27 protein-coding genes are annotated in these 26220 nt (G+C 63.0%); 9 read left to right on the top strand and 18 right to left on the bottom strand.

The window, feature by feature from the left end; translation table 11 throughout:
* Window positions 1-28 precede the first annotated feature (28 nt).
* The 7 genes from POI8812_RS04685 to POI8812_RS04655 all read right to left on the bottom strand — a co-directional run bounded on the left by POI8812_RS04685 (window position 29) and on the right by POI8812_RS04655 (window position 6145).
* Complete coding sequence (locus POI8812_RS04685; RefSeq protein ID WP_108781334.1) at window positions 29-1081, bottom strand: hypothetical protein; 1053 nt, start codon at window positions 1079-1081, stop codon at window positions 29-31.
* Between the two features lie 105 nt (window positions 1082-1186).
* Window positions 1187-2023, bottom strand: a complete 837-nt coding sequence (locus POI8812_RS04680) for a CE1 family esterase (RefSeq protein ID WP_108781333.1) — start codon at window positions 2021-2023, stop codon at window positions 1187-1189.
* Window positions 2024-2118: 95 nt separating this feature from the next.
* On the bottom strand, window positions 2119-2688 hold the full coding sequence (locus POI8812_RS04675) for a YdeI/OmpD-associated family protein (protein WP_108781332.1): 570 nt from the start codon (window positions 2686-2688) through the stop codon (window positions 2119-2121).
* On the bottom strand, window positions 2675-3097 hold the full coding sequence (locus tag POI8812_RS04670; protein ID WP_108781331.1) for a hypothetical protein: 423 nt from the start codon (window positions 3095-3097) through the stop codon (window positions 2675-2677). The genes POI8812_RS04675 and POI8812_RS04670 overlap by 14 nt, the downstream gene beginning before the upstream one ends.
* Before the next feature lie 126 nt (window positions 3098-3223).
* On the bottom strand, window positions 3224-3967 hold the full coding sequence (locus POI8812_RS04665) for a maleate cis-trans isomerase family protein (RefSeq protein ID WP_245895245.1): 744 nt from the start codon (window positions 3965-3967) through the stop codon (window positions 3224-3226).
* A gap of 1 nt (window position 3968) precedes the next feature.
* Window positions 3969-5123 (bottom strand): M24 family metallopeptidase, encoded by a 1155-nt coding sequence (locus POI8812_RS04660; RefSeq protein WP_108781329.1) that lies wholly within the window; start codon window positions 5121-5123, stop codon window positions 3969-3971.
* Window positions 5120-6145 (bottom strand): pyridoxal-phosphate dependent enzyme, encoded by a 1026-nt coding sequence (locus POI8812_RS04655; RefSeq protein WP_108781328.1) that lies wholly within the window; start codon window positions 6143-6145, stop codon window positions 5120-5122. Before POI8812_RS04655 ends, POI8812_RS04660 begins: the two co-directional genes overlap by 4 nt.
* A 133-nt stretch (window positions 6146-6278) precedes the next feature.
* Between POI8812_RS04655 and POI8812_RS04650 the strand changes: the two genes are divergently transcribed.
* The 5 genes from POI8812_RS04650 (at window position 6279) to POI8812_RS04630 (ending at window position 11973) form a co-directional block, all read left to right on the top strand.
* Window positions 6279-6905, top strand: a complete 627-nt coding sequence (locus POI8812_RS04650; protein WP_108781327.1) for a CDP-alcohol phosphatidyltransferase family protein — start codon at window positions 6279-6281, stop codon at window positions 6903-6905.
* Window positions 6902-8101, top strand: a complete 1200-nt coding sequence (locus POI8812_RS04645) for an ABC transporter substrate-binding protein (protein WP_108781326.1) — start codon at window positions 6902-6904, stop codon at window positions 8099-8101. The genes POI8812_RS04650 and POI8812_RS04645 overlap by 4 nt, the downstream gene beginning before the upstream one ends.
* 17 nt (window positions 8102-8118) lie before the next feature.
* On the top strand, window positions 8119-9816 hold the full coding sequence (locus tag POI8812_RS04640; RefSeq protein ID WP_108781325.1) for an ABC transporter permease: 1698 nt from the start codon (window positions 8119-8121) through the stop codon (window positions 9814-9816).
* On the top strand, window positions 9809-10456 hold the full coding sequence (locus POI8812_RS04635; RefSeq protein ID WP_108781524.1) for an ATP-binding cassette domain-containing protein: 648 nt from the start codon (window positions 9809-9811) through the stop codon (window positions 10454-10456). The genes POI8812_RS04640 and POI8812_RS04635 overlap by 8 nt, the downstream gene beginning before the upstream one ends.
* Window positions 10457-10677: 221 nt before the next feature.
* Window positions 10678-11973, top strand: coding sequence for an O-acetylhomoserine aminocarboxypropyltransferase/cysteine synthase family protein (locus POI8812_RS04630; RefSeq protein ID WP_108781324.1), 1296 nt, complete (start codon window positions 10678-10680; stop codon window positions 11971-11973).
* Window positions 11974-12057: 84 nt separating this feature from the next.
* Here POI8812_RS04630 and POI8812_RS04625 read toward each other — a convergent pair whose 3' ends face one another.
* Window positions 12058-12750, bottom strand: a complete 693-nt coding sequence (locus POI8812_RS04625; protein WP_108781323.1) for an SIMPL domain-containing protein — start codon at window positions 12748-12750, stop codon at window positions 12058-12060.
* 76 nt (window positions 12751-12826) lie between these two features.
* Here POI8812_RS04625 and POI8812_RS04620 point away from each other — a divergent pair, with 76 nt between their 5' ends.
* Window positions 12827-13624 carry a hypothetical protein gene (locus POI8812_RS04620; protein ID WP_108781322.1) on the top strand — a complete coding sequence of 266 codons (798 nt, stop codon included), beginning with the start codon at window positions 12827-12829 and terminating at the stop codon, window positions 13622-13624.
* Here the strand turns inward: POI8812_RS04620 and POI8812_RS17890 are convergent.
* The 6 genes from POI8812_RS17890 to mgtE form a co-directional block, all read right to left on the bottom strand.
* A complete protein-coding gene (locus POI8812_RS17890) occupies window positions 13621-15216 on the bottom strand; it encodes an NTP transferase domain-containing protein (protein WP_108781321.1) in 1596 nt (531 codons plus the stop codon). The two genes, POI8812_RS04620 and POI8812_RS17890, sit on opposite strands and share 4 nt — an antisense overlap.
* On the bottom strand, window positions 15213-16226 hold the full coding sequence (locus POI8812_RS04610) for an XdhC family protein (RefSeq protein WP_108781320.1): 1014 nt from the start codon (window positions 16224-16226) through the stop codon (window positions 15213-15215). The genes POI8812_RS17890 and POI8812_RS04610 overlap by 4 nt, the downstream gene beginning before the upstream one ends.
* A 1-nt stretch (window position 16227) precedes the next feature.
* Window positions 16228-17490, bottom strand: coding sequence for a vWA domain-containing protein (locus POI8812_RS04605; protein WP_108781319.1), 1263 nt, complete (start codon window positions 17488-17490; stop codon window positions 16228-16230).
* Between the two features lie 93 nt (window positions 17491-17583).
* Complete coding sequence (locus POI8812_RS04600) at window positions 17584-18042, bottom strand: peptidase S1 (RefSeq protein WP_108781318.1); 459 nt, start codon at window positions 18040-18042, stop codon at window positions 17584-17586.
* A 75-nt stretch (window positions 18043-18117) separates the two neighbouring features.
* Window positions 18118-19032: an AAA family ATPase gene (locus POI8812_RS04595; RefSeq protein ID WP_108781317.1), complete on the bottom strand. Its 915-nt coding sequence runs from the start codon at window positions 19030-19032 to the stop codon at window positions 18118-18120.
* Between the two features lie 92 nt (window positions 19033-19124).
* Entirely contained in the window at window positions 19125-20504 is a 1380-nt protein-coding gene (mgtE, locus tag POI8812_RS04590) for a magnesium transporter (RefSeq protein WP_108781316.1), read from the bottom strand.
* A gap of 128 nt (window positions 20505-20632) precedes the next feature.
* Here mgtE and POI8812_RS04585 point away from each other — a divergent pair, with 128 nt between their 5' ends.
* Window positions 20633-21889, top strand: coding sequence for a hypothetical protein (locus POI8812_RS04585; RefSeq protein WP_108781315.1), 1257 nt, complete (start codon window positions 20633-20635; stop codon window positions 21887-21889).
* On the top strand, window positions 21876-22658 hold the full coding sequence (locus POI8812_RS04580; protein WP_108781314.1) for a COG3904 family protein: 783 nt from the start codon (window positions 21876-21878) through the stop codon (window positions 22656-22658). Before POI8812_RS04585 ends, POI8812_RS04580 begins: the two co-directional genes overlap by 14 nt.
* Here POI8812_RS04580 and POI8812_RS04575 read toward each other — a convergent pair.
* From POI8812_RS04575 to POI8812_RS04565, 3 genes are read right to left on the bottom strand one after another with little or no spacing between them, the layout of a single operon-like run.
* Complete coding sequence (locus POI8812_RS04575; RefSeq protein ID WP_108781313.1) at window positions 22655-23317, bottom strand: alpha/beta fold hydrolase; 663 nt, start codon at window positions 23315-23317, stop codon at window positions 22655-22657. The genes POI8812_RS04580 and POI8812_RS04575 overlap by 4 nt on opposite strands.
* Complete coding sequence (locus tag POI8812_RS04570; protein WP_108781312.1) at window positions 23314-23862, bottom strand: GNAT family N-acetyltransferase; 549 nt, start codon at window positions 23860-23862, stop codon at window positions 23314-23316. Before POI8812_RS04570 ends, POI8812_RS04575 begins: the two co-directional genes overlap by 4 nt.
* The gene (locus tag POI8812_RS04565) at window positions 23859-24947 is read right to left on the bottom strand and encodes a histone deacetylase-like amidohydrolase (protein WP_108781311.1); all 1089 of its coding nucleotides are present in this window, start codon (window positions 24945-24947) and stop codon (window positions 23859-23861) included. The genes POI8812_RS04570 and POI8812_RS04565 overlap by 4 nt, the downstream gene beginning before the upstream one ends.
* Before the next feature lie 103 nt (window positions 24948-25050).
* Between POI8812_RS04565 and POI8812_RS04560 the strand changes: the two genes are divergently transcribed.
* Window positions 25051-25575 carry a L,D-transpeptidase gene (locus tag POI8812_RS04560; protein ID WP_108781310.1) on the top strand — a complete coding sequence of 175 codons (525 nt, stop codon included), beginning with the start codon at window positions 25051-25053 and terminating at the stop codon, window positions 25573-25575.
* Here the strand turns inward: POI8812_RS04560 and parA are convergent.
* Window positions 25568-26170 carry a ParA family partition ATPase gene (parA, locus tag POI8812_RS04555; protein WP_162844880.1) on the bottom strand — a complete coding sequence of 201 codons (603 nt, stop codon included), beginning with the start codon at window positions 26168-26170 and terminating at the stop codon, window positions 25568-25570. The two genes, POI8812_RS04560 and parA, sit on opposite strands and share 8 nt — an antisense overlap.
* Between the last annotated feature and the right edge of the window lie 50 nt (window positions 26171-26220).

Raw genomic sequence — 26220 nt, 5'->3', positions numbered from 1 at the left:
ACCCCATGACCCGGCGCAAGCGATGTGCTTACTCGACAGTGATCGAGGCGATATCCTCGTTCACGCACTGGCTGAGCACGACACGACCCTGCATTTCGGCAGAGCTTTGCAGGCTGGCCATCCAGCGGCGCAGTTCACCGACCGCGCGCGGCGATTGGGCGAACTGCTCTTGCGAGATCAGCGCCTCGTAGGGCGTGTCGTGAAGCTTGATCCGGTCTGCACCACCGGTTGCTGCGATCACCGCCATGCCGCAAAGACCGACCTGATCGGGACAGGTCGACGAACAATACGCGTTCACGGTCGCAAGATTGGAATCGAGCGGCAGCTGACGCTCCATCACCGCGGCAGCATCCACGATATCACCATTGTCGACGAGGAATTCCGGCGTGCCGCGCATGGCCTGAATATAGTCGCGCAGCTGTTCGGAGGGGCGCAGATGCGGCGCCAGAACCGGGGCGACCAGTGACACCATCATCATGCCGCCGGTCCGGCCGGTGGCGGGGGTATCGGTAAGCCATGCCCAGGCATCCGGTCCCGGAGGAGCGCCGAAATAGCTGCGGCTCCAGCTGACGAAATCGAGCTCTCCCAAAAGGGGATCGTCGGGGGTCAGGGCGAAAATCTCGTTCCAGCGGCCACGGTCGAAGACCTGCCACGCCAGCGCGGTGCCCGCCTGTACTTCCCCCTCCTGCACGAGGAAGGACGCGGTTTCGAGCGTGGCGTCGGGCAGGCGTGCCTCCATCAACGCGGCCGCAAGCGGGTTTCCGTCCCGCTCTTGCACACGGGTCCAGGAGGTGCCTGACAGCCCGCCCTCGGACCGCAGAAGCGCGATGCGCTCACGGCGGTTGAGGTTGGCCAGAAACTCCGATCCTGCTCCGGGCGGGGCCACCGCCTCGATCTGCCCCAGCAACATTTGCGCATCCACATCGCCGGCATTGGCCAGGTCCGACAAGATGGGCAGCGCGGTTGCGTCGTCATCCGCGAGCCACGCGTCGATGCCGTCCTGCAAGCTCTGGGCCTGTACTGCCGTGATGCTGAGCGCACAGGCGACCAATGCGCCTGCAATTCGTGACGTAAACGTCATGTGTAATCCTTCCCTAAACCACACCCATCCACGCGCCCCCGAACATGGATGGAAGGTTTTTAACGGGCTTCGAGGCAGGAACAAGGGCAATCTCGCCCGATCCGTTCACAACTCGGCGTCGAGCCAGGCATCCATGCGCTCAACCCAGCCGGATGGGATTGCGTGCCCCCCCGGATGCAGCGTCATCGCCATGGCGGTCGCATTGGTGCAGTCGGACCACGCCCGGGTGAGGTAGGGCATGTCATCCTGCATCTGCTCGGCCGGGCGTGAGGTGCAGCCCATCGTCTGCCGCATGTCACCCAGGATCGCGAAGACATCACCTTGTGTGATCCCGGAGCCGACGGTGCGGCCTTCGAGCGGCACCACGCCGTCTGTCCAGCCATGGGTGTGGTGCAGTAGCGCAGGCGCGCCGCAATCGGTCGGGGCGGGATCCCAGAATGTGCCCGCGACCGGCAGATATGCCGCGAAGGCGTCGGGCGCATCACACGCGACACGCCATGTCATCATGCCCCCGCCGGAAAATCCGGCCAGCATCGTGCGTCCACGATCGAAGCCGAAGCGGGCGGCGGCATCGTCAGCGACACTCTCGATGAAGGCGACGTCATCGCGGCGTGGGGCGGGACGGGCGAGGCTGTTCCAACTGCCGCCGCGGTCGCCTGAGAAGCGCGGCATGCCCTGGACCGCGATCACGGCATAGCCATGCTCGTGAAAAGCCGACATCAGACCACGATTGCGCACAACGCTTTCTGCCCGGCCACCATAGCCGTGAAGCCAGACAAACGCGCCTGATATCTCTCCATCGGGAAGTGATGCATGATATTCGCCGCCTGAAAGCGTACACGGATCGCCCTCTGCCCCGCAGCTTGGCACCTGTGCCAGCGCTGCGGGAGATGTGCCAAGAAGGGCAAGTGCGATGGAGGTGAGATAGGCGGTCAGGCGCATGGGGCGGCTCCGATAGGGTGCAAACTTGATCCGCAATCTAGCTGGGGGTCGCGGGAAGCTGGAATCACGAAAGCGACAGCGCGAAAAGGCCCGCTTCAGCCCCCGTTCGCGCGCTGGCCTATTGCTGCCAGCCGCGCCGTGTCCGCAATGCGGCGAGCGCGGGTCTGAGGCTGCTTCGCAGTCTTGATCCACTCCAGAATGCCGCGTTTGGCGGATCGGGGAAATGCGTCCCATTCTTGCCGCGATGGAGGCGAGGCCGCGAACGCCTCTGCAAGGTCTGGCGGGATTTCGAGCCGTTCGACATCATCGAGAAAGCTCCACATTCCGTTAGCCTTTGCGGCTTCAATCAGCGCGCGGCCCGCGTCGGTCATCTGCCCCTCCGCCTCAGCGACGTCGACAAGACGCTTGTTCACGGCAGACCAGGCCGATTTCGGATTGCGCGGAGACATCAGAAGACGTGAGCTGTCAGCGTCACGCTTGCGCACGGCGCTGTCGATCCAGCCCCAGCACAGCGCCTCGGCCACTAACTCCATGTGATCGACATAGTGCGGGGTGTGCTTCTTCCAGCGGATCAACCAAACAGATCCAGCCTCAGCGTGATTGGTACTGAGCCAAGCCCGCCAGTCGGCCCGACTGCGGATGTCCACGTCTTTAATGTGCGACATCCGCGTCGCGCCGGGCGCGGGTATTGAAGAGCCAACCCCCATTCTCACGCGTGCCAAATTCACCAATGATGGCGTGTTCGCACCATTTCGCCTGCCCCAATGTCAGAAAGGGAAAGAGGCTGACGCCCAGGAAGCCCCTTGGCTGAGCCATGACAAAATCGAGCAAATCCGGCTGCATCCATGTCAGGCCAATGCGACCATCCCGCACCTGATCCTTTTCAAGATGCGCCAGCACGCGGACATCGCTGGCGCTGACACCGCAAAGGAAGGGCACACCTGCCGGACGGTCCCATAGCAGCCAGCAGAGCGGGGTGCGGCGATGATCGTTCAACCACAGCCGGGCGTCATCTGCTGACAGGATTTCGGCCATCGGGACAGCCCCGGCCGAAGATACATTTGCAATCCCCATGGGCACCTCCCCTTCGAAAACGTGCCCCCTCCACGACCGAATCATGGCAGACCGGCTCAGCGCTGAAAAGAAAAAGGGCCTGTGTTCGGCGCTCAAATCCCCAAGATGTGAGCGTAATTTCGCGCCTTAGCTGAGTTGTGCCGCACCCAATCGACCAGGGATTGTGACCCCCTCAGGATGCCCTGCCAAAGCGGACATGTGCCACAGAAGGGTTTGATTGCTGCTGAGCACCGGCATTGCGAGCCGATCCTCAAGCTCTTCAATCAGATCGAGCACCCTGAGGTTGGTGCAGGACAGGAACAGCCCATCGACCCCATGCACCAGCGATGCGGCAGCCGACCGGATACTGTCAGCGTCGATCCGCACAACATTCGCCTCAACCGGCTCGTCAAATGTGCCGAAAACAGGGGTCGCGATCCCCGCTGCCCTGAAACAGTCGCGCAGGGGGGCTGAGACCACCTCCACATAGGGAGAGAGGATCGCGAGGGATTGCAGGCCGAGCGCCCTGCAGGCCGCTATGGTGGCCGAGACCGGTTCGGTCACATGCTGTGTCGACGCACCGGCCCGGATCCGCGCAGCCACCGCCCCTGCCCCGATCTGGGCTGTGGCACTGGTGCATCCATAGCCAATCACGTCGAAGCGGTGCCCGTCAGGGAATAGCGCCGCCGCACCAGTCAGACGCGCCTCCATCGCACGCAAACTGTCTGGCGTGACGCTGTTGCCGCTTTCGACCCGTGTGACCAGAGGTTGGAGCGCCGGGGGCACCATTCGGCCTACGTCACGTTCCAACGTTTCATCGGCGCGTAGGACGATCAGTCCAAAAGCCGGGCCCGTAGACGGTGCCAGTTCGTATGAAAAGCGCCGCGACACCTTAGGTATCAAGCACAAGCAGATCGTCACCTGCACGGCTCGAAAGGTAGTGTGCACCATCCGCAGTGATCACGATGTTTTCTTCATGAACCATCATGCGATCCGGCCCAAATACAAGGCTGGGCTCCAGAGTGAGGACCATCCCTTCGGTCAGTTCCGTCGCGTCCATGGGCATGAGGGACGGGGCCTCCGTCAGTTGCAGACCCAAACCGTGACCGTATCGACCAACATCGGCTCCGCCCGCACCACCGGTCAGTACCTTGTCCATGGCGTGGAAGATATCGGCAGCGCTGTTACCTGGTCGGCAGATAGCGCGCCCTGCCTCGGTCGCTGCGATGAGGGTCCGGTGGGCCTCGGCTATTTCAGATGTCGGAGCGCCCACGCTGTAGTTGCGGTCGAAATCGCAGAAATAACCGCGCCGGATCAGTCCCGTATCAAGCATCAGGACATCGCCCGGCATGAGCGGTTCATCTGTCGCGGGTGAGATGACGTCGGCATATCCGCCCTGCCCTGCGGCGCCGGCCAGATAGGGCACCCAATCCGCGCCCTCTTCCAATCCCAACATCTGAAACCGGCGGAACACGTCGCTGAGGCGATCACCGGCCCGTGCGATGGATGGCACGCGTGCGAATGCGCGATCGGCCACGGCGCAGGTGGCGCGGATCAGCTCGATCTCGGCGGTTGATTTGGTCATGCGCAAAGTGCGTACCACCCCGGCATCCCCGCGAAAGTCGACCGGGGCGGACCGCAGCTGCGACCAGTCATGCAGTGGCATCCGCAGATGGGTCTCATGCCCGCTGGGCACCCCGACGCGCCCGCCCGCGCCGATGCTGTCGATGAGGGTGTCCTGAAGGAGAGAGGTGCCATCATCCTCCAGATCAGGGGCGCGCCAGGTTCGGATTTGGCCGACAGCGCAGGTGCGCATGAGGGCGGCACCAATCTGAGGGATCACCGCAACGGTGGGGCCCTGGACAGGCACGATCAGAAACCACGGTCGGGTCGGGCTTTCCCAAAAGCGGGTCAGAAAGCCGGTGAAATAGCAGATATCCGCCGGTGTGGTTAGCAAGAGCCCGTCCAGCCCTGCCCGCCGCATCAAGCTGCGCGCGCGGTCATGACGGGCGGCGAACTCTTCCGGCGCAATGAGGTTGAGGCTCATGCCTCGGGGCCTTCGCTGAAGATCAGCAGAACGCGCGCGGTTGCGGGCAAATCCGTGCCCATTGCCCCGCCCAGCCCGGCGGTGCCCGAAGGTGTCGAGGGCAGACCGGCGCGGGACGCCAATGCGGCTGCGGCGTGTCCTTCCTCCTCCGAGAGCGTGGCGAAGTGGTTCGCATCGCGGGCAAGGCCCTTGAGCGCGATCAGCGAGGGTTCCTTACAGTCGAGCCGCCCCATGGCCGAGACAGGTCCGGGGGCGTGCACCGCCTTCCCGGCACGGATGGAGGCTTGCAGGGCCGGGGCGGCTTCTGGCTCAACCACCGTGATTTCCAAGCCGTCGCCCCAAGCGCTGCGGGCCAGGGCGGCAGCGGCCCCGGCCAACCCACCGACGCCTGCTTGCAAGAAGAGATGCGTGGGGGGTGGATCGAGTGCCTCGATCACTTCGGCCATCAGGACGAGGTAACCCTCCATCAAGCGGTGGGGAACCGCGGTGTAGCCTTGCCAAGAGCTGTCAGACAGCAAGGACCAGCCATTGGTGGTCGCCGCATCAGAAGCAGCAGTCATGCTCTGTTCGTAATCCGACCCCGCGCGCACCACCTCGGCACCGATCTGCCGCAAGCGGTGGGCGAAAGCCTCTGGCACCGTGTCGGAGAGGTAAATAACAGCCTTCGCGCCGAACGCCTGTGCGCCTGCGGCCACGGACAGGCCGTGATTCCCCGCGCTCGCCGTGACATAGGTGCGGCCAGCGGCGGCGCCCTCCTGAGCGTCGCACGCGATCACATAGGCTGCGCCCAGCGCCTTGAAACTGCCCAATCCCATCCGGGCGCGTTCATCCTTCACCCAGACCTCAGCCACGCCCAGTGTCGTTTCAAGCGTCGCATTGCGCGCAAGCGGTGTCGGGGCATGGTGCGGGCAGCGGGCGACAAGGGCCTGTGCGCGGGCGGCCTCGACACTGGGAAAAGGCACGTCTGCAGGCAGCGCAAGCGCTGCATCGCCGAAGCGGTAGGGGTTCAAAAGCGTTTCCATCTGCCAACTGCACGGCAGATCGCCCTGCCGGGTCAATCTAATTCGGTGCGCGCACGCAAAATCACAAAGCCGTTGGATCGCTTGCCCCAGCCCATGCCGGGGCGGTAGGCAATGCGGAACGAAAGGATGGCCGATGCTAGACGCGCGGATGCGAACGCTGATTGACCCGGTGCTCAACACTGTGGGGCGCACGCTTGCCGCATGGGGGCTGACTGCAAATGGCGTCACGTTGATTGGCCTTGCGCTCGGCCTGATTGCAGCCGCGACAATCGCGCTGGGGGCCCCTTTGCTCGCCCTGATCCCGCTTCTATTCAGCCGAATAGCAGACGGCTTGGACGGAGCCGTCGCGCGCGCCACGCAAAAGACCGACTTCGGAGGCTATCTCGATATTGCGTGCGACTTCCTGTTTTACGGAGCAATACCGATGGCCTTTGTCTGGGCGGACCCGGCCAACAACGCCGTCGCGGGCGCGTGGCTGCTAACCAGCTTCTATTTCAATGGCACCAGCTTTCTGGGCTATGCCATCCTAGCTGAAAAGCATGGGATGGAGACGACTGCACAGGGATCGAAATCGCTCTACTATTCCAACGGACTGCTCGAAGGCACGGAAACCATCGTTTTCTTCGTGCTCATTTGCCTGTTCGCGGACGCCTTTGCGCCGCTGGCGTGGATATTCGGAAGCCTGTGCTTTCTGACCGGAACATTGCGGGTCTATGCGGCCCGCCAGATTTTCACCAAGCAAGAGGGACCAACCCCATGAAATTCATCGCCTTCGCGGCAGCAACGCTGACCGCGACCACTGCCTTTGCCCAGACTGATCCAGCAGATTGGGACGCGGTCGTCGCCGCCGCTGACGGGCAGACCGTCTATTGGAACGCCTGGGGCGGATCGACCACCACGAACGACTTCATCGCCTGGGTGGGCGAGCGTGTGGCAGAGGACTACGGCGTCACACTGGAGCATGTGAAACTGTCCGACACCGCCGATGCCGTGAGCCGTGTTCTGGCGGAGCGCAGTGCGGGGCAAGACAGCGACGGCGCGATCGACATGATCTGGATCAACGGCGCCAATTTCGCAGCCATGAAGGATGCGGAACTGCTGTTCGGCCCGTTCGCGGAGCAGCTTCCGAACTGGTCCATCGTCGATGTCGAGGGTAAGTCGGTGCAGACTGACTTCACCGTGCCGACGGAGGGCCTCGAAAGCCCGTGGGCGATGGCACAGGTGGTCTTCATCCACGACACCGCCGATCTGCCTGAGCCATTGGCAGATATGGAGGCGATTGCAGAGTGGGCCGCCGCCAATCCGGGTCGCTTCACCTTCCCCCAGCCGCCCGATTTCCTCGGCTCTACGTTCCTCAAGCAAGCGCTGCTGGACCTGACCGATGATGCGACGCCGCTTTATGCCCCGGTGGAAGAGGCGGACTACGAAGCCGTCACCGCGCCGCTGTGGTCTTTTCTTGAGGAGCTGACCCCGAACCTGTGGCGGCAGGGCCGCGCCTATCCGCAGACCGGACCGCGCCAGTTGCAGTTGATCGCGGACAATGAGGTAGACTTGGCCATTTCCTTCAGCCCCGGTGAGGCGTCCACCGCCATCGCCAATTTTGAGCTGCCGGACACGGCGCGGACCTTCGTGCTGGAAAACGGCACCATCGGCAATGCGAGCTTCGTGGCAATCCCCTACAACTCCTCTTCCACGGAAGGCGCGATGATCGTCGCGAACTTCCTGTTGAGCGCGGAGGCGCAGGCGCGCGCGCTTGATCCAGAGGTGCTGGGCTATGGCACAGTGCTGGACGTGGCTGCCCTGCCCGAAGCAGAGCGTGCTCTGTTCGACAATATCGACCTTGGCATTGCAACGTTGACACCCGAGGAGCTGGGCACCGCCCTTGCCGAGCCGCATCCGAGCTGGATGACCCGGATCGAGGCTGACTGGATCGAGCGCTACGGCGTGGCCGAGTAAGACCGGGACGGCCGATCATGTCTGCGCGGCGTGGCCTGCGCTTTGTCCCGGCGCTGACGCTGCTGGCCCTTGTCGGGCCGGTGGCGGCCGGGCTGATCGGCACCCTTTTGCCCGCCTTCGGCTATCTGCCGGCGGCGGGTTTGACGGATTGGGGTCTTGCCGCCTTTGCAGAGCTGGGCGCATGGCCGGGTCTGCCTGCCTCCGTCAGGTTGAGCCTGACCACGGGGCTGATCGCGACCGCCCTTTCGCTGGCCATTGTGACACTGGCACTTGCAGGTTGGCAGGGCACACCGGCCTTTCGGTGGATTGAGCGCAGCCTGTCGCCCTTGCTCTCGGTCCCCCATGCGGCGGCGGCATTTGGCATCGCCTTTCTGATTGCGCCGTCGGGCTGGGTCGTGCGGCTCTTCTCCCCCTGGGCGACGGGATGGGAGCGGCCTCCTGACCTTTTGATCCTGCAAGATCCTGCCGGAATCTCTCTGATCGTCGGGTTGGTGGCCAAGGAGGTGCCGTTTCTGTTGTTGATGAGCCTTGCCGCGCTGGGCCAGACGGAGGCAAGCCGCTCTCTGCTGGCTGCGCGCACGCTGGGCTATGGCCGCGTTGCGGGCTGGCTGGTGACAGTGTTTCCGCAAGTGTACCGTCAGATCCGCCTGCCGGTTTTCGTCGTGCTCGTCTTTTCGATGTCGGTCGTGGATGTGGCGATCATTCTGGGGCCGAACACGCCCAACACGCTGTCGGTCCAGATCGTGCGCTGGATGGGAGACCCGGATCTGGCGCTGAGGTTGCGCGCTGCCGCGGCCGCAATGTTGCAGCTTGCCCTAGTCTTTGGCGGATTGCTGGCCTGGCGGATCGGAGAGTGGGCTTTCGCCCGGATTGCCCGGCGTATTCTGGTCCGCGGACGCCGGGGATGCATGTTGGACCGAACACGGGGGCTAAGCGCTGGGGCGATCCTGTTGATTGCCGTTGCTCTTTTTGCCGGAATTGCCGGGCTGGCGCTGTGGTCATTTGCGGGCTTCTGGTCTTATCCAAACGCTTTGCCCGACATGCTGATCCTGCGCAGCTGGATGCGGCATGGACCGGAACTGCTGGGGCCTTTGGGCAGCACGGCGCTGATTGCGGGGCTGGCGGCTGGCATCGCGTTAGTACTGACAATCGGATGTCTGGAGGCCGAGCATCGCCACGGGGTAAGGATGCGGCGGGCGGGGGCGTTTCTGCTATACCTGCCGCTCCTGATCCCGCAGACGGCCTTTCTGCCGGGGTTGCAAACCCTGATGTTGAGCGCGGGTCTGCAATCGGGGCTTTGGCCCGTGGTGCTGGCGCATGTCGTGTTCGTCCTGCCCTATGTGTTCCTGAGCCTTGCTGATCCGTTCCGGGCCTGGGACACCCGGCTCGACATCGCGGCGCGCAGCATGGGGACCAGTGCAGATGGTGTGTTGTGGCGGGTGCGGCTGCCGATGCTGCTCGCGCCGCTGCTGACCGCCCTTGCCGTCGGGCTGGCGGTGAGTGTCGGGCAGTATCTGCCAACGCTGCTGGTCGGTGGAGGGCGTGTTCAGACGTTGACGACCGAAGCAGTGGCGCTTGCTTCCGGCGGGGATCGGCGGGCGATTGGGATTTACGGATTGGCCCAGACGCTGGCAGCCCTTCTGCCCTTTGCAGCAGCGGTGTTGGTGCCGCGTCTGGTGTGGAGAAACAGGCGGGGGATGCGCCATGATGGATAAAGCACGCGGGCTGACGCTCGACCATCTCACCTTGAGCAAGGGAACCGAGACGCTGTTGAGCGTCGACGCGCATGTCGCGCCGGGGGATGTGTTGTCGGTGATGGGACCTTCAGGGTCGGGGAAGTCAACGCTGCTCTCCGCCCTGATCGGGACACTCGCGCCCGCATTTGCGATGCAGGGCCGCATATTGCTCGACGGAGAAGACCTTGCGGGCAAACCGCCAGAGGCACGGCGGATCGGTCTTCTGTTTCAGGACGCGATGCTGTTTCCGCACCTGTCGGTCGGAGAGAACCTCGCCTTCGGGCTGTCACCGGATGTGCGCGGGCGCGTGGCGCGCCGTCAGGTTGTGGAGGAAGGTCTGATCGAAATCGGGCTGGAAGGCTTTGCCCCACGCGATCCGGCGACCCTGTCGGGCGGTCAGCGGGCGCGGGTGGCCCTGATGCGGACCTTGCTGGCAAGGCCGCGCGCACTGTTGTTGGATGAGCCGTTCTCACGCCTGGACACCGACCGCCGCGCGTCAATCCGGTCGCTTGTGCTGGAGCGCGCCCGCAAGGAACGACTGCCGGTCATCCTTGTCACCCATGACGAAGCAGATGCACAGGCCGCAGGCGGGCGAGTGGTGCGGATCGGGCAAGAGTGATGTGTGACAGTTGCCAGCGCGAGCAGCGCCAGGGATCTGAACAGCAACCTTAGCCATCACATGGTCTGGCCTGCGAGAAATGGCGGCTTAGCTCAGAACAACGTCATCGAAAAATGAAAAAAGATGCGATTTTTCGTCCTTTTTGAGAAAATAGGGCCAAAATCGCGTGTATTTCTAAATTTGGATGCCTAAGGTGCGGCAACGATAACAGGAGACGCATCATGTCTGACGACGCACCACAGTATTCCTTTGAGACCCTTCAGATCCACGCAGGCTCTCAACCCGACCCGGCAACCGGCGCGCGCCAAACGCCGATTTATCAGAACACCGGCTATGTGTTCCGCGATGCCGATCATGCCGCGGCGCTGTTCAACCTTCAGGAAGTAGGCTTCATCTATTCCCGCCTGACCAACCCCACCGTCGCCGTTCTGCAAGAACGTGTGGCGACGCTTGAGGGTGGCGTTGGCGCGGTGGCCTGTTCCTCGGGCCACTCCGCCCAGATCCTCGCCCTGCTGCCGCTGATGAGCCCGGGCGACAATGTGGTCGTCTCCACCCGTCTTTACGGTGGCACGGTCACGCAGTTCTCCCAGACCATCAAGCGCTTCGGCTGGGAAGCGAAGTTTGTTGATTTCGACGACAAGGGCAGCGTGTCGCGCGCGTGCACCAAGAAGACCAAGGCGATCTTCTGCGAGTCAATCGCGAACCCCGGCGGCTATGTCACAGACCTGCCTGCGATCGCGAAGATCGCCGAGCGTAAGGGCGTGCCGCTGATCGTCGATAACACTACCGCCACGCCTTACCTGTGCCGCCCGTTCGAGCATGGCGCAAATATCGTCGTGCATTCGACCACGAAATACATGTCCGGCAACGGCACCGCGATGGGCGGCATGGTTGTGGACTCCGGCACCTTTGACTGGTCGGCCTCCGAAAAGTTCCCGTCGCTCAGCCAGCCTGAGCCAGCCTATCATGGGCTGAAGTTCCATGAGACGTTCGGGGCGCTGGCCTACACGTTCCACGGCATCGCTATCGGTCTGCGCGATATTGGCCCCTGCCAGTCACCGCAGAACGCCTTCCAGACGCTGCTGGGTCTTGAGACGCTTTCGCTGCGGATGGAGCGCCATTGCGAGAACGCCAAGAAGATCGCGACCTGGCTGGAAGATGATGACCGGATCGAGAGCGTCTCTTATGCCGGGCTTAAATCCTCGCCCTCCTATCGCAAGGGCCGCAAGCTGTGTCCGAAGGGCACTTCGGGTCTGTTCACCTTCAAGGTGAAGGGCGGGTATGAGGCCTGCCAGAAACTGGTCGATAACGTCAATATCTTCAGCCATGTGGCCAACCTTGGCGATACAAGGTCGCTGATCATCCACTCTGCCTCCACCACGCACCGCCAGCTGACCGAAGAGCAGCAGGAGGCCGCAGGGGCAGGACCGGACGTAGTGCGCGTGTCCATCGGACTTGAGAATGCAGACGACCTGATCGCCGATCTCGATCAGGCGTTGACGGCTGCGCTGGCCTGATATCTGCAAAATGGCGTGCCCCGGACCTGATCCGGGGCCGCTTACTCATGACGGGACGAAGAGCCGGATGCGCTGGCTCCACATCTATTCGATCCCAAAGACGATGGAGACCTGGGCGCTGATCCCGACCTCCCCGGCGGCGACCGGGACGTTGTCGGCCATGCGCGACATCGCCATCATTTCCGGTCTTGGGCCGCCAAAGCCGCCCTGTTCGTTGATCGTGATGACCGGGCCGAGCGTCGCCCCCGCGGTTTCGACGTAGAGTGCCGCCCGCGCCATCGCATCTTCGACGGCAAGCTGGCGGGCCTCGTTCATCAGGGCCTCGGTTTCTGCGATCCCGAACGAGATGCCATTGATCCGGTTGGCCCCGGCCTGTGCCAGATCGTCGAGCACTTTGCCCAAAACACGCAGATCTCGCACACGGATCGTCAGCGCATTGCTTGCACTATAGGCAACGATGCGCGGCCCCTCACCACCAACCGAACTGCGGTTGTCATAGACCGGTTGCAGGCTGATACCCTGCGTCTGGCGATCGGCACCGTCGATCTCTGCCGCATCCAGAACGTTGAAAAGAGCGGTCATCGCGCCATTGTTGAGACGCAGCGCATCGGAGGCGGAGGCCGCCTGCTCGACCACTCCGACATTGATCGTGGCAAGGTCGGGGGCAGCAGCGACACTGCCCGATCCGCTTACAGTGACCGTGCGGGCCGGAGGTTCTTGTGCAAGGGCCGGAGCGGCGCTCAAACCGGCCAGAAGGAACAGAATTGCTATTCGCATGTTTTAACCCATGGATATGACGTCATATTACGACCATACAGGACTTAGAGCGGATGCGCGATTTAGGAGGGCTGCCGTGAAGCAACTTGTCAGCATTGGCATCGCACTGGGGCTGGCGCTCGGCGCACAGACAGCCAGCGCAGAGCTTCGCGCGGAGTTCGAAGGCGCGCCCGAAACCTATCTACGCGATGTGACACTGCCAATTGCGCCCGGCATTCAACTGGTCGAGGTGCCACTGATCGTGGGGACCGGTGTGCAGGTCGCTCAGGACGAGGGGCCGGATACCTCGCTCATTCCGCCGCCGCGCCCAGGACAAGTCACGCTGAGCGACGGCACCGAACCGCCTGCGCCACGTGTTCCGGCCCCCGCCCCGCCTGAGGGTGAGGGCAATCTTGCGGTGGTCGCCTCATCAGATGGTGCAATCCTGCGCCCGCGTCCGCGCCCCACGGATGAGATTGCCCGGATCCTAGAAGGCGTGCGCGCCGGTGCCACGCCTGTGGTCGCGGCTGACGCAATCGAATTGTCGGTTGTGACGGCTGACACGGTCATTCCGCGTCCGCGCCCCGCACGGTTGAGCCGGCCGCCCGAACCGCAGCCCACCGCTGCTGATGTCGCGTCGGATGCGACGGACACACCGAACGCGGTGTCGGCGCAGGCAACCGGGGTCAGTACGAATATGGCGCTCGACCGGATATCGCTCATCGGCGTGTTCGGCACAGACACCGCGCGGCGCGCGCTGCTGCGCATGCCCGACGGCAGCCGCATTCGCGTGGCAGCCGGGTCGCGCGTGTCAGGGTGGAGTGTCGTTGCAGTCGATCCCCGCTCGTTGAGGATGATCCGGGACGGCGAGGTTCGACTGCTCGAACTTCCCTAGCCGTTTCGCCGGGCGCGCCAGTCGGCCCATGCCTCAGGCGTATCGAGATCGGTGAGGGGAGCATCGTCCTCGACTTCGATCAGCTCCAGCGCGTCATGCGCTGCCGCGATCACGTCGCGGGCGCCACGGTCGCCTGTCACCGCGCACAGTGCCGGGACGTGTGACTTGCCAAAGAGAACGGGATGTCCCGCGCGGCCGTCCCTGAGAACGGGGCGAACGATCTCTGCCCCACCTTGCGCGCCTGCGCGCGCGATCAAACGGTCGAGAAGGGTTGTGCTGATGTCGGGCATGTCGCCAAGCATTACGATCGCGCTGTCAGCATCGCCGATCTGTTGAGCGGCAGCGCGCAAGCTGGCAGACATCCCTTCAACAGCATCCGGCACCTCCACAATCGTCACCGGAAGGCCCGCGAGGGCTGCGATGCGATCCGTGTGGCCGCTGGGTACGGCCACGATGACGGAGGTCGCCGCACTGGCAAGTGCCCGGTTGGCAAGGTGCCGGATCAGGGGTTGGCCGTCGACATCCTCGAGCAGCTTGTCAGCGCCACGCATCCGACGCCCTTGTCCGGCGGCCAGCAACAGGATCGCAGCGCGTGGCGCGCGTTGGGTCCGGCGTTGACGCGGTTGCGGTCGGGTCGGGATCTCCTTCAGCAAGCCCCCCACACCCATGGCTGCGATGTCGGCCGAGGTAACCTCAACACCCGCGACGAGCCGCTCTAGCACCCAATCCGCGCCGTTGAGCGCAGGCGACCGTGCGCAGCCCGGAAGGCCCACGATGTGCGACGCGCCCTTTTGCGCCAGAAAAAGCAGATTGCCCGGATCAACAGGCATGCCGAAACGCTGGATCTGCCCCCCCGCGGCCCGCACACCCTCGGGCACCGTGTCGCGGCGGTCGGATGTGGCGGAGCCGCCGAGGATCAGGATCAGATCTTCATGCGCAGCGTGCAAGGCATCGGCCAGCGCGGCGCTGTCATGCGGCACGACAATTGACGCAGCGGGCGAAAGGCCAAGTGCCGACAGACGCTCTGCAGTGACCTGTCCGCCCTTTGCCACCACGCTGTCCTTCAATCCCGGCGTCTGCGTCAGGATGATACGGCAAGTCAGAGGCCGAAACGGATGCAGGGTCAGGACACCGGGTGCGGGATTGGCCCGCTCCAGCGCTGTGGCAGGCGCGGCGTAGGGGATGATCTTAACAGTCGCCACCATCGCGCCCGCTGCAACGCGGGCGAGATGGGGCAGGGTTGCGAGCGTGATCGCCTCATCCACACTGTTCAGCGCATCAACCCCACCGCGATCAACCGCGATCAGACCCGCGCGTTCTGCAAACAGGTTCACCCTGCCTGTAAAGGGATCAGCAACGCGCAGTCCCGGAGCGGCAAGCGCTGTGGCAAGCCGGCGTGCGGCTTCATCTTCCGCGACATCGCCGGGCTCAAACCGGGCAACTGTCACCTCGGCAAACTGGGCTGCGCGCAGCATCGCGACATCGTCGTCAGACAGGACCGCCCCTTTGCGCAGCCGAAATCCATCGACCGTGATCGAATGCGCGAGCGTGGCGCCATGCGCCTGATCCAGGGGGACCGGACCGAATTTCATGCGCCGGGACGGGTCTGCGGGCGGCGCAGTCGCTCTGTGATCTGAGCCATGATGGACACAGCGATCTCTGCCGGGGCACGACCGCCAATATCGGCACCGACCGGTGCATGAATGCGGGCGATCTGGGCGGCAGTGAACCCGGCCTCCTCCAATCGCGCGACACGTTTCGCATGGGTCCGCGTGGAGCCGAGACACCCAAGATAGAAGATGGGAGAGGACAACGCGGTGCGAATAGCCGGATCATCAAGCTTAGGATCATGGGTCAGCGTCACCACGGCCGATCTGGTGTCGAGCGCCGCCGCCTGAAGCGCCTCATCGGGCCAGTCGTGGATCAGCCGCGTTTGCGGGAAACGGGCAGCGGAGGCAAATGCCTCCCTCGGATCAATGATCGTGACATCATATCCAGCCATGGACGCCATCCGGGACAAGGGCTGCGCGATGTGCACCCCGCCTATAATGAAGAGTCGGAGCGGTGGGTTGTGCACACCGAGGAACCACTCATCCCCCGCACGCTCCACAAGGGTTGCCCGGTCTCCGGCCAGGGCTGCCATACCATCCGCATCGAGGGTTCCCGCCGCTTCTAGCCTTCGCTCCCATGTAGAAAGGTTTACGGCATAGACTGTAGGGGTGCCCGCCGCACGGGCGGCAGCAAGGGCCTCAAGCACTTCAGGGTTCAGGCCACTTTGGCCGCCAACTGGTTCGACCAGAACGCGGATTGTGCCACCACAGGCAAGCCCTACGGCGAAGGCCTCATCATCCGTGACGCCAAAAGTCAGCAGGCGTGGTGTGCCATCGGCAAAACTGTCCAGTGCTTCCTCAACAACCGCACCTTCGACACACCCGCCAGAGACACTGCCCATCATGGCGGCTTCATCCGAGATGACGAGCTGTGATCCGACCGGGCGCGGCGCAGAACCCCAGGTCTGGATCACTGTGGCGAGGGCAACGGTGCGCCCGTCCCGCACCCATTTCAGGGCGATTTCGGGGATGCGGTCCACGTCTTCGTTCATGTCACGAGATCTCCTGTTCCATCCGCCCCATCATCTGCCGCCGCAGGCCAATATCGTCGGGCCGCGTCAACGCATCAGATAGGTCCTGCAACGATGCGATGGAATGGCTGGCGCGGAAACTGTCCACATGGGGCAGAAGCGCGCGAACCCCGCGCGCCTTTGGCGCAAACCCATCGAACCGCAGCAGCGGGTTGAGCCAGATCAGCTTGCGCGCTGAAAGACGCAGACGTTCGGCCTCTTTCACCAGCTGGGCGGGATCTTCCCGGTCGAGACCATCGGTGATCAGCAGGACCACCGCCCCCTGCCCCAGCACGCGCCGGGACCAGTCGCGGTTGAAAGCGTGCAGGCTGGCGCCGATGCGGGTGCCGCCCTCCCAATCCTTGGCTTCGGCACCCGTCGCCTTGAGCGCTGCATCCACGTCGCGCTGGCGCAGATGGCGTGAGATATTCGTCAGGCGCGTGCCGAAGGTGAAGGCATGAACCTGTGCCCAGCCCGCCCCCTTCTGGTTCGCCGCCGTGTGTAGAAAGTGCAGCAACATGCGGCTGTAGCCGGACATCGAGCCCGAGATATCGCAGAGTGCGACAAGATTTGGCCACCGGGTGCGCCGCTCTTTATGTCGCAGGGCGGCCACATCGCCCCGGCGCATGGCATCGCGCATCGTACCACGCCAGTCGGGCAAGGCCCCTCGGGTCGAGGCGCGGGTACGACGGGAGGCAATGGGCTGCACGGGCAGCTCCAGTTTCGCGATGGCGCGGCGCGCCTCGGCCAGCTCTGCCGTTGTCATCTGTTCGAAGTCCGTGTGGCGCAGTTTTTCCTCGGCCGAGAAGGTCAGCGTGGCGTCGATCTCGATGAGTTCGCTATCCTCTTCGGATGGAAGCTCCGGCGGTGGCGCGTCGGGCTCGTCAAGGATGGCCTCCGCCGCGCGGCGCTCCGCCTCCTTTGGATCCGGGGCTTCGTTCACACCACGCACCATTGGCGTCAGCATCGACATCATATGTTCAAGGAATTGCGGATCGCGCCAGTAGAGCCGGAAGACCTGTCCGAAGACGGCGCGATCCTCTGGCTTGCGCACGAAGCAGGCATGCAGCACCCAGTAGAAGTCCTGCTTGGTGTCGAAGCCCGCGGCTTCAACCGCGCGGATCGCATCAATGACCTGGCCGGGTCCGAACCGAAGTCCGGCGCGCCGCAACGCGCGGGCAAAATGGGTGATGTTCTGTGCCAGCTTCGGATTTTCGGGGAGCGGCAAATCTGCAAATTCGACCATGCGCCCCTCCTTGCTGAAGCTGTGCCGCTATTAGGACAGAAACGGCCCGGCACGCGCAAGCGCACCGGGCCGCAAAACCGGGATCATGTCTGATCAGTAGTTGTATTCCGTGATGACAAGGCGGGCACCCTGACCGCGACGGCCATCATAGGTGCCGACCCAGATGTCATAGAGGCCCTGGACGGGATAGCGGAAGGTGATTGCCGGGTTCAGGCCACGGTAATCATCGCTCCAGTGCCAAGTGCCGTTCGGATCGTTGATCAGCAGAACCGTGTCTGCACCGGACTCGGCTGCGATGGTCAACTGGCTGGCAGAGCCGCTCCAGTAGAGATCGAAATCGGGACGCGTGGACACGTAGCCCGCCCAACCACCGTTGATGCAGCGGGAAATCTGGTTCACGCCACCGGCGGTCACGTTCACATTATAGGGGTCGGGCAGGAAGCCAGCGCTGAGTCGTGCTGTCCCAAAATGGGGTTGTCCCTGCCAGTTCGGGCAGGCAATTGCGACGACCGGGGCCATCAACAGAGAGATAATCAAGGCGAGTGCCCGCATGGCGTGGCTCCTTCGGCTACTTCAGTTTTTCGTGCCCCCGCACGCAGGAAGTTTCATAGCGACGGCCCCAATCTGTCAACCCGTTGCGCCCTCGCGCGCCGCATCGAGAAGACGTTTCGCCTCTGATCCCTGAAGCTTTTGAATGTCGTCCTGATATTTCAGGATCGCACCGAGTGTGTCCGCAATAACCGCTGGGCTGAGTTCGATTGCATCCAGTGCGACGAGGCATTTCGCCCAGTCAATCGTCTCGGCGACACCCGGTTTCTTGAACAGATCCTCTGTACGCAGCCGTTGCACGAAGGCGACGATCTCGCGGCTCAAGCGCTCTGCCGCTTCGGGCGCGCGGGCGGTCACGATCTCCAGCTCACGGTCGAAATCCGGGTAGTCGACCCAATGGTAAAGACAGCGCCGCTTGAGCGCGTCATGCACTTCGCGCGTTCTGTTAGAGGTCAGAATGACGATTGGAGGCTCTGGAGCCTCTATCGTCCCAAGTTCGGGGATGGTGACGGCAAAATCACTCAGCGCTTCGAGCAGAAACGCCTCGAACGGCTCATCGGTGCGGTCAAGCTCATCAATAAGCAAAACAGGTGCACCACCGGGCTGGGGACGCATCGCTTCCAGAAGCGGGCGCTCAATCAGATAGTCGTCCGAAAACAGCTCATCCTTCAGGGCGGTGCGATCCGCATCACCGGATGCTTCCGCCGTGCGGATGGCAACCATCTGTGCCGCGAAATTCCACTCGTAGACCGCGCTGGATGCGTCGAGCCCTTCATAGCACTGCAAGCGGATCAATCGGCGGCCCAATACCGCGCTTAGCGCCTTTGCGATCTCGGTCTTGCCTACACCGGCCTCCCCTTCCAGAAAGAGCGGTCGCCCCAGTTTGAGCGCGAGAAAGGCCACAGTCGCGATGTCGCGGCCTGCGACATAGCCGACATCCCCCAGCATCTGGACAGTCTGGTCGATGCTTGTGGGCAATGCGATCTGGCTCATGGGATGCTCCTGACAAAACGGGGACACGCTAGCGCCACCAGCCTGCCGCCGCAATCGGTGGGAATGCTTTCATGTTTTTGCAAATTCGCAAGCTAGAGCAGCAAGGCAGAGGCGAGGCCGAGGAAGAGCATGAAGCCCACAACATCCGTAACCGTCGTTACAAATGTGCCCGACGCGAGCGCCGGATCAGCGCCAGCCTTATCAAGTGCAATGGGGATCAGGATGCCAGCAAGCCCGGCCACGGCGAGGTTGCCCACCATTGCGATGGCCAACACGACGCCGAGCATCGGGATGCCAAACCAGACCATGCCGATGATCGCGATGATGATTGCGAACGCCACGCCGTTTAACGTACCTGCAACAAGTTCACGGCGGACCACCCGCATCATATTTGACGCAGTCAAATCGCGTGTGGCGATGGCACGGACCGCCACGGTCAAGGTCTGGGTCGCCGCGTTGCCCCCCATACTCGCCACAATAGGCATCAGGATGGCGAGCGCGACGACGGCCTCCAACGTATCGGCGAATAGCGAAATCACGATGGAGGCGATGACCGCCGTCAGCAGATTGACGAGCAGCCATGGAAAACGACGTTTCGCAATGGCCCAGGTCGAATCCGAAATCTCCTCATCGCCGACACCGGCCAGCAGGCGCATATCCTCCTCGGCCTCATCTTCCAGCACGTCCATGGCGTCATCGATGGTGATCGTGCCAACAAGGCGCCCATGCTCATCCACCACCGGTGCCTGGATCATGTGATACTGGTTAAAGGCGTATGCGACATCCTCCTGACTTTGGTTGACAGGGATGGTGCGAAATTCGTCCTCCATAAGGGTGGAGAGTTTCACCGTGCGCGGATGGGCCATGACCTTACCGAGCCGCACTTCCCCAACCGGCTTTAGTGCCGGATCAACAATAATGATGTCATAGAACTGCTCGGGCAGATCATCAGAGGCGCGCATGAAGTCGATGATGTCGCCCACCGTCCAGTGTTCGGGGGCGGTGACCATTTCGCGCTGCATCATCCGACCAGCGGAGTATTCGTCATAGGTCAGCGATTGCTCGACTGCGACCCGGTCTGCATCGTCGAGCGCATCGAGCAGGATTTCCTGCTGCGGCTCGTCCATATCCTCGACCAGATAGACAACATCGTCTGTCTCAAGCTCCTGCACCGCCGAGGACAGCTGATCCGGTGTCAGCGTTGCGAGGACCAGATCGCGGGCACCTTCCTCAAGCTCAGACAGAACTTCGGGATTCAGATCCTTACCCCAGAGCTCGATCAGCCGTTCACGCTGGCTGACGTCGATCTGTTCGAGGAGGTCGGCAATGTCCGCGGGGTGCAGATGATCGAGGGTTTCGATCAGGCGCAGACGTTCCCCCGCCTCAACAGCAGCCAGAATGGCATCCACCGTTGCGGCATTCAGGGCGTAAGCATCCTCGTTTTCGACAATGCGCTCTGCTGGATCGGCCATGGCATCCCTTCCGAGGGAGAAGTGTTCGTTGCACTGCACATATTAGTTCCGGCGAGGCGGTCCACCAGTGCCACTTTGCAAAAAGCGTGAGGCGGACCTATCTGCTCAACGCAGAGTAAGGGATTGGCATGAGTAACACGATTTCGGGTCAGAGCGCCCAGCAGGCCCGCACCGCGCGGGAGTTGCGCGGACATCTCGCCGCGTTGGAGACGTTCACGCCGCTGGCCCTGGCAATCCTCGCGATTGCCAGCGGGATTTACACATATCTTGGCGTCTCAGGACTGCTGGAACAGACCGGCGCGATGAGCCTGTTCGCAGCGGTTGCCTATTCGATTGCCGTGTCGGTCGGGATCTTCGTGTTCTGGTCCTACATCCTGCGACTGCTGCCCTCGATGACGACAATGGCAGGACGGATCGGGCTGTCGGTCGCGACACTGGCGGGATCGCTTGCCATCATCGCGATGTCCAGTTGGCTGAACGCCGCTGCGCTGGCCGGATCGGCCGCCGTCGAGCAGCATCTGGCGGAGACCGTGCAAGACTATCAGTCCGCGCTGGAAACTGCGAATGCGAATGCTCTTGCCGCGCAGGGTCTGGCTCAGGATGTGGCCCGTGCGCGCGACAGCTTTGTTGCGTTGAGTGAGCAAGAAGCCTCGGGCGCGTTGTCAGGTGTCGGTGGACAGGGGGCTGTCTATCGACTGTTGCAACAAAAGGCCGGGGAGTTGTCCGCCCTAGAAACACAGATTGAAGCGCAGGGCCCGCAAATCTCTGCCGCGTTTCTGACCGGGAACGAGATTTTGAGCCGCATGCGCGCCCTGATCGTCGCCGGTGGCGCGGTTGAGCAGCGGTCCATCGGATTTGCAGAGCAATCGGTCCGGTTGGCCGGTGTGATCGCCGATCTGCGCCAGCTTTCTGTCGCGCCGCTGGTCGAGCGCGCGGCGAGCGACCTTGCCGCCTCCACCGTACTGCCGGAACTGGCAACGACCGACGACATCCGGGCCGCACAGAACGCAACGATTACATCGGTACTGGAAGCACTGGACACGCGTGCACAGACCCTCGGCGCCGCTGCGCAGGAAGTCCAATCTCTGCCACCGCCATTGGAGACGACATACACCCCGATTTCTACGGCCGATGCGGTGATCCGTTATGCGGGCAATTTTGCACCCAGCTGGGCCGGGGCGATCGCGATCGACCTGCTGCCCGCGGTGCTGGTGCTGATCCTGACGGTTGTTCAGGCCGCCATCCGCCAGAATGAGGGACAGCTCGATACAGAGCAGACAATGACCCTTGCCGATCTGGAGGCTGCGCGACGCGCGCTCGCCCGGCTCGACACGCCGCCGACGTCGGTGGCTCCGGCCCCGAAGGCCCGCGATGACAGCGCTTAGCCTTATCAACCGGGTCAGCCTGCGGGCGGCTCTGTGGCTGGTGCTGGGCGTGCAAGTGTTGATTGCTGGCGCGCTGGTCTGGAACGATTTTGATCGCATGCGCTTCCTGCCGGGGACGGATCGGGAGGTCGCGCCCCGCATCACCGATCCGGCGGCGCCGGGGGATCAGACGCGCCCCTATCGGCCTGGAACAGTGCCAGCGCGCGAGGGTCGCCCCGGCGGGCCCATCGCCCTGCCCCAGCAAATGGATGCGATGACATTTTCCTTTCAGGAAACGCAGGAGTATGGCCGGGTGATGCTGTTATCGGGCACGATTACGCCCGGCACATCCGATCGGTTCGAGCGGGAATTGGATGGCACCCCGGCACCTGACACAGTTGCGCTGCATTCCCCCGGCGGGTCAGTGCGTGACGCGCTGCGGATCGCACGCATCGTGCGGGAGAGCGGCTGGAACACGCTGTTGTCGCAGGACGCGGCCTGCGCCTCTGCCTGTCCGTTGATCCAGTTCGCGGGGGTCGAGCGATTTGTCTCACGCACGGCTTGGGTGGGCATGCATCAGGCTGCATTCGTCGATGGCGGTTTCCTGACCAGCGCGCAGGCGGCGCGCGAAATTCAGACGCTACAGGGCGAGATCCTGCAACATGTCGTTGATATGGGTGTCGATCCAGCTGTCCAGACCCATGCCCTTTCAACCCCGCCCGAGCAGGTCTACTATCTGCTGGAGGAGGAAATCGAGCGCTACGGGGTCGCGACGGAGTTCATCGACTAGACGATCTGGCCCAGCGCTGCATTCACCCGATCCGGACGCTCCAACGTGATGATGTGACCACAGCCTTCAATCACCTGAAGCTGTGCGTTCAGCATGGTGTCAGCAAGATCATGATGCAGGCGCGGCGGGCAGATGCGATCTTCGGAGCCTGCCAGTATTAAGGTGGGCACAGAGCAGCTCGCCATCGCCTCACGCAGATCAGGGCGGGTGTTGAGCGCGTGGGATTGGCGCAGATAGAGCGCCCCCCCCATTTCGATCATCATCGCCTCGGCATCGGGCCGCAGCCGTGTGGCGCAATCTGCATCATGGGCGAAGAACATCTGTGAAAAGGTCCGCGCGAATGCGGGCAAGCCCGCGTCATTCATGTCAGCACGCCAAGCCACCTCCTTTTCGCGGGCGGGCGTCGGGTCGGTGGCCAAGAGCAATGCAGAGGTCACACGATCCGGGGCTTGGCGCATCACCTCCATCGCCACCATCCCACCCATTGACAGACCGGCCAGCGAGAAAGTTGCAGGTGCCATGTCCAGAAGACGTGCGGCCATCCCCACGACGGTATCGTCACGGGTGACATCGGCAACGAGGGCATCAGGATAGTCCGCCAATTGAGGCGCATAGAGGCGCGCATCGCACAGATGGCCGGGCACAAGAACGAGGGTCATGTCGCGAAATCCTGAGCTTGAAGTGCATAGAGCACATGGGGGCGGAGCGGATGATCAGGCGGTAGGCCCGGATGATCGAAATCTCGTGCCGGATCGTGCTGCATCCCCAAGGCCAGCATTACATTGCGCGAGGCTGTGTTCTTAGGAACTGTGAACGCCACAATTTCCGCCAAGCCCAGATCTTCGAAACCAATTGCCAGCGCGGCCAATGCCGCCTCACGCGCGTAGCCCTGCCGCCAATGCGGGCGTGCGACGCTCCAACCGACTTCAACGACGGGGGCGCCCGCTGGCTCGAAATTCGGTCGGTGCAAGCCAACCATGCCGATGAAAGCGCCGTCGAACTTGCGCTCCACCGCGGCGAAACTGAAATCGTTTCGATCCCATGCTGACTGCATCTGGCTGACACGGTCCTCCGCCTCCAGGGCTGAGAGCGGCGCGGGGAAATAGCGCATGACCACCGGGTCGGCGGTCATCGCAGCGTAAGGAGCGATATCGCGCGGCTCCCACTCTCGCAGGATCAGACGCTGTGATTGTGCCCAGATCACAGGGGGACGGCCGCGAAATGGGCCGCAAGTTCATCAATCAGGCCCTCATGCACGGCGTCCATATGGGCGGAGGGTTGATGCGCTGCGATCCGAGCGGCGAGCGGATCGGTCGCGAGAATTTTGGAGCCGCTCATCTGCGCGAGAACGGCGTGACCGCAAAACGGCACATGCACCTCGGAATATCCGCCCTCATGCGCCATTGCGAGACGGCCCTCACACAGCGTATCTGCCGCCCGCATAAGCATAGCGGTCATCAGTCCGAACGTATCTGATCCCGCAAGCATGCGGGCGAGTGGATCAACCCCACTGGCATCGAAGCCGCAGGCCACGATGATCAAATCAGGCCGGAACCGCTTCAACGCAGGCAAAACGATCCGATCCATCGTCCGCAGATAGGCCTTATGGCCACTGCCCGGCGGGAGTGGGATGTTGATGTTGGCCTGTGCCGCTGTGTCCACGCCACCGGTGGTCCAGGGATAGTTCCCGTCCTGATGGACAGATAGCGTCAGCACATTCGAATCGTCCGCAAAGATTGCCTCCGTGCCATTGCCGTGATGTACGTCCCAGTCCACGACTGCGACGCGCAGATCGGAAGCCGCGCTGCGGATCGCTATTGCAATATTGGCCAGCAGACAGAACCCCATTGGATAGTCCGGCAAGCAGTGGTGACCGGGTGGACGGGACAAAGCGTAGGCGTTGCGTGCCTCCCCGGCGAGGACGGACCGGACGGCCTCTGTCACCAGACCGGCCGACAGCGCAGCAATGTCATACCCGCCCGGCCCGAAGGGCGTACGCTCCCCCAATTCGCCGCCGCCTTGCGCGGAAAGCTGGGCGAACTCAGTCAGGTAACTCTGCGGATGAACGCGCAGCAGATCGTCGAGCGGGGCGGCCGGGGCAGATCGGATCGTCAGATCAGCGGCAAGTCCCGTGACGTCGATCAGGTTGCGCAGGCGGCGCTTCGTCTCCGGGCTTTCCGGCAGGCCGCCCGCCGCGAGCGGCTGTACCAGCCCCCCAACAGGCGCGGTCAGCGCGTAGTTGCCGCCCGAGTGCCAGAAGCATTTTTCGTCAGTCAGAAACAAGGTCATGGCGCAGGCTTGTCCGAGGGCTCGCCCGCGTCAAGGGGAACCAGAAACACCTGCCGCGCATTTGTTCTGCATAGGTAAAGAGTTTGAGTAGAGGTATTTGATCATGGCTTTTTCCCGCCGTTCGCTGTTGCAGGGCCTTGCCGCCGGGACTGCAACACTTGCCGCCCCATCCATCGTACTGGCCAATTCCGGGCCTGACTGGAAGCCCTATTTCGACAGGATTGATCAGGGCGGGCTGCATGTGTCCACGACAGAGCGGAAGGTCACATATTGGACACCGGGCGGGCATTTTCACCGCCGCATGCCGACGGCCATTCCACGGACAGAAGAGCTGACACGGCGGGGGCGGACTGAAATTGTGCGCAAGCGCGCCGCACCGTCCTGGAATCCGACACCTGACATGTTGCGCCGGGACCCCAACCTACAGGGCACCCCAGGGGGGCATCCGGACAATCCGCTCGGCTCTCATGCACTGTATTTCGATTGGACCTATTACGCGATCCACGGAACGAATGATCCCAGCTCGGTCGGTGAGGCGGCAAGCTCGGGCTGTTTCCGGCTGCATGCGGAAGACATTGCTTTCCTCTATTTCACGGTGCCGGTTGGCACGCCGGTGCTCGTCACCTGAGCAGGGGGGTAAGTTCCTCGGCCAAGGCCGTCACCTCGGTGGCTGCTTTGGAGCGGGGCTGAAGCTCGGACGCAGAGCGCCCTTGCGCAAATGCCTGCTGGAATACAACGCGGTTGCCCAGGGCAGCATTTAGAAGGTCAGTCTCGATAGCGTTACGGGCCTGCGCCTCCGCCCCTCCGGTGGGGGGGACGCGGTTGAGCACGACGCGCATCTGGGTCTTTTCCCTTGTGGCCATATCGATAACGGGGTCGAGTGCCCAGATGTCCATGATGGATGGCTGGCACGGGGCAATCACCAGATCGCTGTCACGGATGGTCGCCCGCAACAGGATATCGGCATTGCCCGGGCAATCGACCAACACAAAATCAGCCTCACGCGCAGCGGCACGAATGTCGCCTGAAGCCTTCCAATCCGACGAGGTCCGGCAGTTCAGATCATCGCGCATCCCCGCCCAGCGTGCGAGGGACCCTTGCGGATCGAGATCAACCAAAGCGACCGAGTTCCCCGCATCCCGCCACGCGACGGCCAGTTGAACGAGGGTCGTCGTTTTGCCAGCGCCGCCCTTTTGCTGCGCAAATGTTATGATTTTCGCCATGATCGCCCTCATACCGCAGTGCAGCATGAGCCTGCCACGTCTTGCGCGCC

The sequence above is a fragment of the Pontivivens insulae genome (assembly GCF_900302495.1).
In the GTDB taxonomy this organism is placed as follows: domain Bacteria; phylum Pseudomonadota; class Alphaproteobacteria; order Rhodobacterales; family Rhodobacteraceae; genus Pontivivens; species Pontivivens insulae.
Note: the sequence above shows the minus strand (reverse complement) of the source record. Positions and strands in the feature narration are given on the sequence as shown.